This is a genomic window from Microbacterium sp. 2RAF4 (genome assembly GCF_052115285.1).
Taxonomy (GTDB): domain Bacteria; phylum Actinomycetota; class Actinomycetes; order Actinomycetales; family Microbacteriaceae; genus Microbacterium; species Microbacterium oxydans.
On the sequence record NZ_JBFRGI010000001.1, the window covers coordinates 508,726 to 520,738 of the forward strand.

Sequence of the window (12,013 nt, forward strand, 5' to 3'; positions counted from 1 at the left end):
CGCCTCAGCCGCGGCCAGGCTTGTCCTCATCGCCGGACGGCCGAGAGGCCAGGTAGCGCTCCAACTCGGCCGCGAGCTCATCGGCGCTCGGGAGGTCCCGTTCGCTGAAACCCCCCTCGTCGTAGGAGTCGTCGTCGGGGTTTCGCCCCGCCATGTAGGCGTCGTACCGGCGCTCGAGGTTGTGGACCATCTGCTGGAGCTCGTCGTTCCCCGAGACCTGCTCGTCGACGCGTGCCAGATAGTCCTCGCGGCGCTCCAGGACGGAATCCAGGATGAGGACGAGTCCCGTCGATGCCATCAGACGCTCCGCTGCCGCGATGACGGCATCGGGGTTCTCTGTCTCCGCGAGGTAGTGCGGCACGAGCAGGACGAAGCCCACCGATGCGTCCCCACGCTCGACGAATCGGAATTCGAGGAGGTGACCGGCCGTTGCCGGCACCTGCGTGCGCGGACGCCACACGGAGTGCGCGACGGTCAGGTCACGCCGATTCCCACTGACTGTCGTGCCGATCGGACGCGTGTGCGGAACGGGCATCGCGATCGAGTGCACCCAGTGCAGTCCAGAGACCTCGAACTCCGCCGCGAGGGCGAGCACGGTGGTCGCGAAACGATTCCATGCGAAGTCCGGTTCGTATCCGGCGAGCAGCAGGAAGGGACGACCGAGTGCGTCCGTCGCGAGCGACAGTTCGAGCCTCGGCGGCTTGAACTCGGTCAGGTGGTCCTGGTCGAAGGAGATCACCGGCCGCCGCGCGCGATAGTCGAGCAGTGCATCGTTGTCGAACACCACGACGGGCTCAGGGGAGGCGGTCTCCCGAAGGTGATCGATCAGGCCGGAGACGGCGCTTCCCGCGTCCGTGAAACCGGTCAGAAGCAGCACCAGCGGCAGGCCGTGCGGCACTGTCGGCGCATTCGCGACGCGTTCATGGATCTCACCGGAGAGGGGCATGTGTCCATGCTACGAGCAGCTGCCTACCCCGGGGCGCGGCGCATCATGCTGAGAGCGAACACGCGGAGACTGGGCGGACGACCATGGTGTGACGGAGATCCTAGGATGGAGGCATGACGCTTCCCGTGCTCTCGCACACCACCGATCAGTTCCCTGGAAGCGCTGCAGATGCCGCAGTGCTCATCGTCGCCGCTCTCCCCGATTCGGCGGAGTCGCTGGCCGGATACCCCGGACTCGCCGATGCGCTGGCCGGCGTCGGATTCACCGGTTCGGTCGGATCGTTCACCCGCGTGTACGTCCCCGAGGTCACGTCTTCGCCGTTCGCGGTGGTCGGCGTCGGAAGCTCGCCGGACGCTGCCGCGGTGCGCAACGCGGCAGGCACGGCGCTGCGCTCGCTCACCGGCTTCGAGCACGTCGCAGTGGCTCTCGCCGACGGCCTCGAATCGTTCGCCGCTGCAGCCGCCGAGGGGGCGGTGCTCGGCGGGCACAAGTTCGACGGCTACCGCACGGAGAAGGGCAAGGCGCGCGCCACGTCGATCACGCTCCACGCCGCGGTCGACGACGACGACGTCGAGTACGCCCAGGTCCTGGGAGACGCGGTAGCGCTCATTAAGGATCTCGTGAACGTCCCCGCAGAGTGGCAGAGCCCGGCGCAGCTCGCGCAGAGCGCCGCCGACAGCGTGGCCGACCTCGACGTCACGGTCGAGATCCTCGACGAGAAGGCTCTCGCCGAGCAGGGCTTCGGTGGCATCCTCGGCGTCGGTCAGGGGTCGGATCGCCCTCCGCGTCTCGTCCGCCTCGAGTACTCCCCCGCCGACGCCTCACGGCACATCGCACTGGTCGGGAAGGGGATCACCTTCGACACCGGTGGTCTTTCCCTAAAGCCGGCAGCCTCGATGGTCGGCATGAAGTTCGACATGGCGGGCGCGGCGACCTCTCTCGCGGCGATCCGCGCCATCGCCACGCTGGGCCTCCCGGTCCGAGTGACCGCGTGGCTGTGCATCACCGACAACATGCCGTCAGGGCGTGCGCTGCGCCCTGGCGATGTCATCCGCATCCTCGACGGGACCACTGTCGAGGTCCAGAACACCGACGCCGAGGGTCGACTCGTGCTCGCCGATGGTCTCGTCGCCGCGAGCCGTGAGAACCCGGACGTCATCATCGACGTGGCGACTCTCACGGGCGCCATCGTCGCCGCGCTGGGGCATCGGCACACCGGCGTCTTCGGCGACGTCGACACGGTGTCCTCGTTCATGTCCGCCACCGCTCAGGTCGACGAGCCGGCGTGGCACATGCCGCTGCCGGACTACATGGAGGAGTCGCTCGAGTCCCCCATCGCCGACCTGCAGAACGCGAACATGGGCGACAGGATGGGCGGCGCGTCCTACGCCGGCCTGTTCCTGCGTCGCTTCGTCGGTCGCACCTCGGACGCCGAGGATGCCCCGCGCATCCCGTGGGTGCACCTCGACATCGCGGGATCCGGCGAACACGCCGGCGCCCCGTACGGCTTCACCGAGAAGGGCCCAACGGGGGCGATGGTCCGATCGATCGTCGCCTTCGCCGCAGCATCCCACACGGAGGCATGACCTATGACAACCCACACCTTCGACATCGTCGTCCTGGGCGGCGGCAGCGGCGGTTATGCCGCGGCGTTGCGCGCCAGTGAGCTCGGCAAGTCCGTCGCGCTGATCGAGAAGGACAAGGTCGGCGGAACCTGCCTGCACCGGGGATGCATACCGACCAAGGCGCTGCTGCATGCCGCAGAGGTGGCGGAGCACGTGCGCGATGCCGCGTCCGTCGGCGTCACCGCAAGCCTGGAGGGCATCGATCCGGCGGGGGTGCGCACGTACCGCGAAGGCATCGTCGCCAAGAAGTACAAGGGGCTGGAGGGGCTGGTCAAGGCGCGTGGGATCACCACCGTCGGCGGACTCGGCCGGCTGAACCCCGATCACAGCGTCAGCGTCGGCGACGACGTGTACGTGGGTACAGACGTCGTGCTCGCGACCGGCTCGTACAGCCGCTCGCTTCCCGGCCTGGAGATCGGCGGGCGGATCCTCACGAGCGAGCAGGCACTGGCCCTAGACGTGATCCCCGAGCGCGTGCTGATCCTCGGCGGCGGTGTGATCGGGGTCGAGTTCGCGAGCGTGTGGCGGTCGTTCGGGTCAGAGGTCACGATCGTCGAGGCTCTGCCGCACCTCGTCCCGAACGAGGACATCGCCCTCAGCAAGGGTCTGGAGCGTGCGTTCCGGCGCCGCGGCATCCAGTACTCCCTCGGGACCCGATTCCAGGGTGCGGTCCAGGATGAGACATCCGTCACCGTGACCCTCGAAGACGGCAAGGAGTTCACGGCGGACTACCTCCTCGTGGCCGTGGGACGCGGTCCGGTCACCTCCGACCTCGGATTCGAAGAGGCCGGCGTGACGCTCGACCGCGGTTTCGTGACCGTCGATGACAACCTGCGCACCGGAGTTCCCGGCGTGTGGGCGGTCGGAGACATCGTGCCCGGTCTGCAGCTCGCACATCGCGGATTCCAGCAGGGCATCGCCGTCGCCGAACGCATCGCGGGGCTGTCCCCCGTGAACATCCCCGACTCGCAGATCCCGAAGGTCACGTATTCGAGCCCGGAGGTCGCTTCGGTCGGGGTGACCGAAGAGGCAGCAGTCGCCGCCCACGGTGCCGACGCGGTCATCGCCTACGAGTACAACCTCGCAGGCAACGGCAAGAGCGAGATCATCGGGACGGGCGGGCTCGTGAAGGTCGTCCGCCTCAAGGACGGCCCCGTCGTCGGCGTCCACCTGCTCGGCGACCGCGTCGGCGAGCTCATCACGGAAGGACAGCTCGCCGTCGCCTGGGAGGCGCACCCTGAGGACATCGCTCCCCTGATCCACGCCCACCCGACCCAGAGCGAGGCCCTCGGGGAAGCCTTCCTCGCCCTGGCCGGCAAGCCCCTGCACGCCCTCTGAGCACCAACCGGTGCCCGAGTCACTAAGCTAGACAAGCGTCATACAACTTCTTGAAGGAGACTCAGTCATGAGCACATCCGTCGTCCTCCCCGCTCTCGGCGAGAGCGTCACAGAGGGTACGGTCACCCGCTGGCTCAAGCAGGTGGGAGACACCGTGCAGGCGGACGAGGGCCTGCTCGAGATCTCGACCGACAAGGTCGACACCGAGATCCCCTCCCCCGTCAGCGGCGTGATCGAGGAGATCCTCGTGGCCGAAGACGAGACCGTCGAGGTCGGCGCGCTCCTCGCGCGCATCGGCGATGGCAGCGGAGCGGCTCCCGCCGCAGACGCGCCCGAAGCCGCGGCCCCCGAAGCCGAATCCGCCCCCGCGGAGGCCGCCCCCGAGCAGGCCGCACCTGCTGCGAACGCTGCTCCGGCTGCGCCCGCACCGGCGGCAGAAGCACCGGCGCCCGCCGCAGAGGCCGCTCCTGCCGCCCCCGCGGGCGATGCCACCGACATCGTGCTCCCCGAGCTGGGCGAGAGCGTCACCGAGGGCACCGTCACCCGTTGGCTCAAGCAGGTCGGTGACAGCGTCGCCGTCGACGAGGCCCTTCTGGAGATCTCCACCGACAAGGTCGACACCGAGATCCCGTCGCCGGTGGCCGGCGTGGTCCAGGAGATCGTGGCCGGTGAGGACGAGACCGTCGCAGTCGGCGCCGTGCTCGCACGCGTCGGCTCCGGCGCTGCTCCCGCGGCTGAGGCCCCGGCGCCCGCTCCCGCGGCCGAAGCACCCGCTGCGCCTGCAGCTGCAGCGCCCGCCCCCGCGGCCGAAGCGCCTGCTGCTCCGGCTCCCGCCGCTGCTCCGGCTCCCGCCGCTGCTCCGGCTCCCGCTCCGGCTCCTGCGGCTGCTCCGGCTGCCGCTCCGGCTCCTGCGGCTGCGGCTCCCGCCGAGACGAAGCTCGCGCTCCCGACCGAGAACGACAACCTCTATGTCACGCCGCTCGTGCGTCGTCTGGCCTCCCAGCAGGGAGTGGACCTGGCTTCCGTCACCGGAACCGGTGTCGGCGGTCGTATCCGCAAGGAGGACGTCCTGAAGGCAGCGGAGACGGCGACGGCAGCGCCCGCTGCTGCGGCACCCGCTGCTCCCGCGCCGCTCGAGGTCTCTCCGTTGCGCGGCACCACGCAGCCGATGTCGCGTCTTCGCAAGGTCCTCGCGAAGCGTGCCGTCGAGTCGATGCAGCAGACGGCCCAGCTGACTACGGTCGTCGAGGTCGATGTCACCGCGCTCGCGGACTACCGCGACAGCGTGAAGGCGTCGTTCCTCGAGAAGACGGGCGACAAGCTCTCCTTCCTGCCGTTCTTCGCGCTCGCAACCGCAGAAGCGCTGCAGGCGTTCCCGATCGTGAACGCGACGGTCGACGGCGAGAACATCGTCTACCCGGCCAGCGAGAACGTCTCGATCGCCGTCGACACCGAGCGTGGACTGCTCACGCCGGTGCTGCGCGACGCCGCCTCGAAGAACATCGCGCAGATCGCGCACGAGATCGCCGATCTGGCCGCTCGCACCCGCGACAACAAGCTGAAGCCCGATGAGCTGGCCGGCGGGACGTTCACTCTGACCAACACGGGCTCCCGCGGCGCGCTGTTCGACACGCCTGTGGTGTTCCTCCCGCAGTCGGCGATCCTGGGCACCGGTACCGTCGTCAAGCGCCCCGGACTCGTCAAGGTGGGCGGTGCGGATGCGATCGCCGTCCGGTCCTACGTGTACCTCGCGCTGTCCTACGACCACCGGATCATCGACGGCGCGGACGCGGCGCGGTTCCTCGGCGCCGTGAAGGCCCGCCTCGAGGCTGCGCAGTTCGCCGCTCAGCTCGGAGCCTGATCGACACGAGTCATCCTGGCTGGTCCGCGACGTCATAGACGTCGCGGACCAGCCATTTCTCGTCTGTGCGGAGGAGGACGACGACGGTCTCGTCCGAAGACGCGTCGTCGGCCGTGCCCGCATCGCTCTCAGAGGTCGCACGCAATCTCATGACCGCCACGTCGCCGTAGGCGTCGACCAGCTCGGGTGCCGTCGGAACCCGGGTCTTCGCGCTGAGCACATCGACGATCCCCTCCGCGTTCCCGGCCACCGCGCTCGTGCACGCGCCGTCTCCAGCGGCGTCGCACTCCGCGATGATCCGCAGGAGCGCGGACAGCGCCTCGACAGGATCGTCGGAGTCAGCGGACCCCGGCTCCGTGGCCCCGGTCTCCGCGACATCCGTCTCCCGGGGCGTCGGGATGTCGGACGCCTCCCCGGAGGACGCCGGCGGCGGTGTCTCCGTGTCGCCGGGCGCGCCACGGGCGCTTGTCTCCAAGTCACCACCGGGAAGGAGCAGTCCTCCCACCAGTACGGCCGCTGCGGCGCCTCCTGCGATGGCAAGGGAACGCAGACGGGCCTTGGAACGAGCCGTCGATCGTCCGCCTCCCCTCCTCGGCGGTGCGGATCGGGCGTGAGGATCCTGCGACCGTCTCTCCGAGCGCACACGCAGCTCGAAGATCACCGTCTGCGCGGCGTCGACGACCGCGCTGATGGCGCGAGGGCGGCCCGCGTCCCGCTGGCGGACCCGATCTGCGCGCAGGCGCGGCGCGCTCTCCTGAACCACGGCGACGCGGGGACCGACCGCCCGAGCGACATCCCGTGCCCGCTCCGGGGTGTGGAACTCGCGCCGGAGAGGCTGCGGCGCAGCGACATCGAGCACCGTGGTCTCCCATGCTTCCGTGAGCTTGCGAGGCAGACGCGGCTGAGCGAGGGTCTTACGCAGACCCTCTCCGATGGCAGACAGGGCGCGACGGACCACCTTGTCCGCGCTCTGCTCGCCGAGAAGGTCGAGGATCTCCACCACACCGGTCCTGACATCGGTGCCCTCCCCGATGACGAAGACAGGCCGCCCACCGTCGGTGAGCCACCACGTGCCGGTGTGCACCCCATCGAGGCCTTCTCCCAACTCGTCGAGTCCACGAAGGAGGCTGACGACGAGAGTGCTGGTCTCCCCCGCAGTGATGTCTGATCCAGCTGCCGCTCGACGGCCCAGGTACCCGCGCACCCGATCCGTGCACCAGGGGAACAACGCGTCGTGACCGTCCCGGCGCCGGCTGACGTCGATGGGAGCGGCGATGTGTTCGGCCCCCGAGTAGCGCCATCCCGACCATCCGCCGAGGCGCGCGGCATCCACTCTGACGACCACCTCGTCGCCGTGGGTGACCAGCGTGCCCGGGAACGGTCCCTCGGCGGGATCGAGGGTCCGCACCACACGGTGCGCCCGCGGCACGAGCGGCGTCCCCCCACCGTCGTCGATCGCGATGTCTTCCATTCCTCCATCTCACCGCGGAGATCGTCCCGAAAGGTGCCCAGGCCGACCGTCGGGACGGATCCCTTCTGATGCCTCTGCAGTGCAGGACGAGTGGAATCCGGCTGCTCCGCTCCGCGCGAACGCCGACATCACGAGGTCGTCAGACTCGGTAGGCTGGTGCTCATGGCAAAGCGTGCTCCTGAACCCGAAAAGCGTCCTGGGTTCTTCTCCCAGATCAAGTCCCTCTTCCGGTTCACACGTGAGGCCTACTCCTGGCTGCCGTGGGCACAGGCTGCGATCCTCATCGGCGGCGTCCTGCTCGGGCTCGTCGCGGGCTATCTGATCCCCCCCTTCCAGGTATGGACGCTCGTCCTGTGGGGTATCACGGGTCTGATGCTCGGCATCCTCGGCGCGCTGTTCCTCATGACGCGGCTCTCGACCTCCGCCATGTACAGCAAGATCGACGGCATGCCCGGTGCGACCGGCCACGTGCTGAGCACCAGCCTCGGTCGCAGCTGGCAGGCCTCGGAGACTCCCGTCGGCATCAACCCGAAGACGCAGGAAGCGGTCTACCGCACCATCGGCCGCGGGGGCATCGTCATCGTCGGCGAAGGTGCACGCGGGCGACTGACACGCCTGGTGAACGAGGAGCGCAGCAAGGCCCAGCGCGTCGCGCACGGCGTCCCGATCACCGTCCTGTATGTCGGACACGGTGACGACGAAGTGGCGATCGCCGATCTCTCGAAGACGATCAAGAAGCTCCCGAAGGCGATCGACAAGGCGACGATGGCCGCGGTCATCCGTCGCGTCGACTCGGTATCGCAGTCGCTTTCCTCGCTGCCGATCCCGAAAGGCATCGACCCGACGAAGGTGCGCTCTCAGCGTCCGCGCTGATCACACGCACCGCACAGCTCAAGAGCGCGGCCGTCCTCCTGCGAGGACGGCCGCGCTCTCTCGTTCACTCGGAGAGCGGCTGCCGGGGCAGACGACGGACCTTCGCCCGACGACGTCGACGCTCCGGGACCATCGATCGCATCTCGTCGAGCTTTCCGAAGCAGAACAGCCGGTCGTCGGCTTCGAGCACGACATGCTTGCGGGGATTCGGGATCACGCTGACGCCGCGGTGCAGGGTGAGGACCGTGATGTCCCTCTCCCACAGTCCCGCTTCGCCCAACGTCTTCCCGACCAGGTCGACCGCACCGTGCACCATGAGCTCGGCGACACCGTAGCCCGTAGAGACCGTGAGACGCTGGCGCACGTCGATCTCCGGGAAGGCGACCTGCCCCGCGATGTAGTCGATGATGGCACCCGCGACATCGAGCTTCGTCGCGGTCTCGATGCCCTGGAGTCCGGGCGAGGAGTTGACCTCCATGACCAGCGGACCGTCTTCGCCCTCGAGCATGTCGACACCCGCGACCCGCAGGCCCATGATCTGCGCAGAGCGCACCGCCGCGCGCTCGTAGACGGGATCGAGCTCGACCGCCTCGACAGACCCTCCGCGGTGCACGTTCGATCGGAACTCGTCACCGGCAGCGGAGCGTCGCATCGCGGCGACGACGCGGTCGCCGACGACCAGCGCTCGGATGTCGCGTCCGCGGCTCTCCGCGATGAACTTCTGGATCAGCACGTTCTGCTTGGTCGAGTGCAGCGTCTCGATGATCGCCTCGGCCACCTTCACCTGCGGAGCGAGGATCACCCCGATTCCCTGGGTGCCCTCGAGCAGCTTGATGACGACCGGAGCTCCGCCGACCCGCTCGATCGCCGGTCGCACGTCCGCGCGGTTGCGCACGAAGGCCGTCGGCGGCATCGCGATGTTGTGGCGCGAGAGGATCTGGTTCGCGCGGAGCTTGTCACGGGCGCTCGAGATGCCGTTGGCGGTGTTCGGCGTGTAGACGTCCATCTGCTCGAACTGACGGACGACGGCTGTGCCGAAGTAGGTGATCGAGTTGCCGATGCGAGGGAGGATCGCGTCGTAGTCGCTGAGCTGTCGCCCTCGGTAATGCAGGTCGGGTTCATCGGCCGTGAGATCGATGGCGAAGCGCAGGGTGTTGAGCACCTTGACGTTGTGCCCACGCTGGAGCGCGGCTGCACGCAGACGCTGGGTGGAGTACGCCTGCGGCGCGCGGGAGAGCACTGCGATCTTCACGGGGGATTTTTCCTGCCAGGATGTATCAGGTGAGTAGGACTACCCCCCATTCAAACACCCTTACGGGGTGGCGAGAATGGGTGAGCCTGCCCGATCTCGGGGTGGACTGGCTCAAGGCCAAGATCGACACGGGTGCGCGCACCTCCTCGCTGCACGCTTTCGACATCGTGGAGTTCGAGCAGGACGGCGAACCGTGGGTCCGTTTCAAGGTGAAGCCCTGGCAGGACAGCCAGGAGGACGCGGTGGTGGTCGAGTGCCCCATCCACGATCGCCGTGCCGTTCGGAGCTCATCCGGGCACGCCCAGGAGCGGCTCGTGGTCGAGCTGCTGATCCGGCTCGTCGATCGCGAGGTGCTGGCGGAGGTCACGCTGAGCAACCGCGACGAGATGGGCTTCCGGATGCTCATCGGTCGTGAGGCGCTGCGCCGGGGCTACGTCGTCGACCCTGCCCGCTCCTTCCTCGGCGGACGAGCACCACGCGAGGCGCGCCGGCGCAACCGCGGCCGCGACTGACACCGTCGGGCGGAGCCGTCAGGTACGGATGAGAACCGTGCCGACCGCCTTATCGTGCAGACCGCGCTGGTCGGCGTCCCAGATCACGGCGGGCACGACGACCACGAGCAGGAGCGTGCGGACGATCGGGCGCCACAGCCCGACCCAGCTCCCGTCGAGACGGGCGAGACGCATGCCGAGGATGCGGTGCCCCGGGCTGCCGCCTGCGGTCGGGATGAAGACGATCTGCAGCACGGCGAACACCAGCATCGGGGCGAACTGGCTCAGACCCGCTTCCGTCGGCAGAGCGAACTGATTGAACCCGAGGAAACCGGTGGCGATGATCGTCGCCGCCGTGTAATCGATCAGAAGCGCGCCGATCCGGCGGCCGGGACGGGCGATGCTCCCCGAACCGGATTCGGGCAGTCCGAGTCGTTCACCGGGGTACGCGTTCACTGCATCCGTCACTCCCCCAGCCTACCGAGCATGAAATGACGTGCTGACGCCCTCACGCTCGTAACACGCCCGAAACAAAGCGGATACCGTAGAGAAATCCCCCGTCCGTACTCTGCAGAGTGGCCGTGAAGCCATCGATCCGCATTACAGGAGTCGTACATGTTCAAAGATTCGTCCGAGGTACTGACCTACATCAAGGAGAACGACGTCAAGTTCCTTGACATCCGTTTCACCGACCTCCCGGGTGTACAGCAGCACTTCAACATTCCTGCATCGACGGTCGACGAGGCGTTCTTCACCGACGGTCAGCTGTTCGACGGCTCCTCGATCCGCGGCTTCGCGAGCATCCACGAGTCCGACATGCAGCTCATCCCCGATGTCACGACGGCGTACGTCGACCCGTTCCGCGAGGCGAGCACGCTCGTCATGCTCTTCGACATCTACAACCCGCGCACCGGCGAGATCTACTCGAAGGACCCGCGTCAGGTCGCGAAGAAGGCCGAGAAGTACCTGGCCTCGACCGGAATCGCCGACACCGCGTTCTTCGCCCCCGAGGCCGAGTTCTACATCTTCGACGACGTCCGCTACAACGTCACCTCGAACTCCAGCTTCTACAGCGTCGACTCCGAAGAGGGCGCCTGGAACACCGGTCGCGAGGAAGAGGGCGGCAACCTCGGGAACAAGACCCCCTACAAGGGCGGGTACTTCCCGGTCAGCCCGGTCGACAAGACGGCCGACCTCCGTGACGACATCACCCTCAAGCTGATCGACGCCGGTTTCATCCTCGAGCGCTCGCACCACGAGGTCGGCACGGGCGGCCAGCAGGAGATCAACTACCGCTTCGACACCATGGTGCACGCGGCTGACGACATCCTGAAGTTCAAGTACATCGTCAAGAACACGGCCGAGGAGTGGGGCAAGGTCGCGACCTTCATGCCCAAGCCCCTCTACGGTGACAACGGCTCGGGCATGCACACGCACCAGTCGCTGTGGAACGACGGCAAGCCGCTGTTCTACGACGAGGCCGGCTACGGACAGCTCAGCGACATCGCGCGCTGGTACATCGGCGGCATCCTGGCGCACGCGCCCGCCCTGCTCGCCTTCACCAACCCGACGCTGAACAGCTACCACCGTCTGGTCAAGGGCTTCGAGGCTCCCGTCAACCTGGTGTACTCGGCCGGCAACCGCTCCGCCGCGATCCGCATCCCGATCACGGGCTCGAACCCGAAGGCGAAGCGCATCGAGTTCCGCGCACCGGATGCTTCGGGCAACCCCTACCTCGCCTTCGCCGCGCAGCTCATGGCAGGCCTGGACGGCATCAAGAACCGCATCGAGCCGCACGAGCCGGTCGACAAGGACCTCTACGAGCTTCCCCCCGAGGAGGCCAAGGACATCCCGCAGGTCCCGAACTCGCTGCTCGACTCGCTGGACGCCCTGGCTGCCGACCACCAGTTCCTCCTCGAGGGCGGCGTGTTCACCAAGGAGCTCATCGAGACCTGGATCTCCTACAAGTACGAGAACGAGATCCTGCCGATGGCACAGCGCCCGCACCCGTTCGAGTACGAGCTGTACTTCGGGGTCTGACCCGATGAACCCACCTACCGAAGGGTAGGCCGCAGCTTCATGCAAGAGCCCGTCTCCGCCTCGGTGGAGACGGGCTCTTGCGTGGTCCTGGTACCTGCGCGGAGTTCACGGGCCGC

At 68.0% G+C, this 12,013-nt stretch carries 10 protein-coding genes; 6 read left to right on the forward strand and 4 right to left on the reverse strand.

Features of this window, described 5'->3' with window-relative positions; all coding sequences use genetic code 11:
* Positions 1-4: 4 nt before the first annotated feature.
* Entirely contained in the window at positions 5-946 is a 942-nt protein-coding gene (locus AB4070_RS02505) for a proteasome assembly chaperone family protein (RefSeq protein ID WP_441978762.1), read from the reverse strand.
* A gap of 113 nt (positions 947-1,059) precedes the next feature.
* Between AB4070_RS02505 and AB4070_RS02510 the strand changes: the two genes are divergently transcribed.
* The 3 genes from AB4070_RS02510 (at position 1,060) to sucB (ending at position 5,770) form a co-directional block, all read left to right on the forward strand.
* Positions 1,060-2,532, forward strand: a complete 1,473-nt coding sequence (locus tag AB4070_RS02510; protein ID WP_441978763.1) for a leucyl aminopeptidase — start codon at positions 1,060-1,062, stop codon at positions 2,530-2,532.
* 3 nt (positions 2,533-2,535) lie between these two features.
* Positions 2,536-3,909 (forward strand): dihydrolipoyl dehydrogenase, encoded by a 1,374-nt coding sequence (gene lpdA / locus AB4070_RS02515; protein ID WP_441978764.1) that lies wholly within the window; start codon positions 2,536-2,538, stop codon positions 3,907-3,909.
* A 67-nt stretch (positions 3,910-3,976) separates the two neighbouring features.
* Complete coding sequence (gene sucB / locus AB4070_RS02520) at positions 3,977-5,770, forward strand: 2-oxoglutarate dehydrogenase, E2 component, dihydrolipoamide succinyltransferase (RefSeq protein ID WP_441978765.1); 1,794 nt, start codon at positions 3,977-3,979, stop codon at positions 5,768-5,770.
* 10 nt (positions 5,771-5,780) lie between these two features.
* Here sucB and AB4070_RS02525 read toward each other — a convergent pair whose 3' ends face one another.
* Positions 5,781-7,241 (reverse strand): hypothetical protein, encoded by a 1,461-nt coding sequence (locus AB4070_RS02525; protein ID WP_441978766.1) that lies wholly within the window; start codon positions 7,239-7,241, stop codon positions 5,781-5,783.
* Between the two features lie 162 nt (positions 7,242-7,403).
* Here AB4070_RS02525 and AB4070_RS02530 point away from each other — a divergent pair, with 162 nt between their 5' ends.
* Positions 7,404-8,114 (forward strand): DUF4191 domain-containing protein, encoded by a 711-nt coding sequence (locus AB4070_RS02530; RefSeq protein WP_141369459.1) that lies wholly within the window; start codon positions 7,404-7,406, stop codon positions 8,112-8,114.
* 64 nt (positions 8,115-8,178) lie between these two features.
* On the opposite strand, the gene AB4070_RS02535 is transcribed toward AB4070_RS02530, so the two are convergent.
* On the reverse strand, positions 8,179-9,366 hold the full coding sequence (locus tag AB4070_RS02535) for a RimK family alpha-L-glutamate ligase (protein ID WP_045264814.1): 1,188 nt from the start codon (positions 9,364-9,366) through the stop codon (positions 8,179-8,181).
* Between the two features lie 20 nt (positions 9,367-9,386).
* Between AB4070_RS02535 and AB4070_RS02540 the strand changes: the two genes are divergently transcribed.
* A complete protein-coding gene (locus AB4070_RS02540) occupies positions 9,387-9,878 on the forward strand; it encodes an ATP-dependent zinc protease family protein (RefSeq protein WP_441978767.1) in 492 nt (163 codons plus the stop codon).
* 18 nt (positions 9,879-9,896) lie between these two features.
* On the opposite strand, the gene AB4070_RS02545 is transcribed toward AB4070_RS02540, so the two are convergent.
* Entirely contained in the window at positions 9,897-10,325 is a 429-nt protein-coding gene (locus tag AB4070_RS02545) for an RDD family protein (RefSeq protein ID WP_441978768.1), read from the reverse strand.
* Positions 10,326-10,472: 147 nt separating this feature from the next.
* On the opposite strand from AB4070_RS02545, the gene glnA reads away from it, so the two are divergent.
* Positions 10,473-11,897 (forward strand): type I glutamate--ammonia ligase, encoded by a 1,425-nt coding sequence (glnA, locus tag AB4070_RS02550; RefSeq protein WP_046749104.1) that lies wholly within the window; start codon positions 10,473-10,475, stop codon positions 11,895-11,897.
* The last annotated feature ends 116 nt before the right edge of the window (positions 11,898-12,013 follow it).

Coding starts and splice junctions, on each gene's coding strand:
- AB4070_RS02540 (WP_441978767.1), top strand. CDS start 9,387: ATGTATCAGGTGAGTAGGACTACCCCCCATTCAAACACCCTTACGGGG.
- sucB (WP_441978765.1), top strand. CDS start 3,977: ATGAGCACATCCGTCGTCCTCCCCGCTCTCGGCGAGAGCGTCACAGAG.
- AB4070_RS02525 (WP_441978766.1), bottom strand. CDS start 7,241: ATGGAAGACATCGCGATCGACGACGGTGGGGGGACGCCGCTCGTGCCG.
- AB4070_RS02510 (WP_441978763.1), top strand. CDS start 1,060: ATGACGCTTCCCGTGCTCTCGCACACCACCGATCAGTTCCCTGGAAGC.
- AB4070_RS02505 (WP_441978762.1), bottom strand. CDS start 946: ATGCCCCTCTCCGGTGAGATCCATGAACGCGTCGCGAATGCGCCGACA.
- lpdA (WP_441978764.1), top strand. CDS start 2,536: ATGACAACCCACACCTTCGACATCGTCGTCCTGGGCGGCGGCAGCGGC.
- glnA (WP_046749104.1), top strand. CDS start 10,473: ATGTTCAAAGATTCGTCCGAGGTACTGACCTACATCAAGGAGAACGAC.
- AB4070_RS02530 (WP_141369459.1), top strand. CDS start 7,404: ATGGCAAAGCGTGCTCCTGAACCCGAAAAGCGTCCTGGGTTCTTCTCC.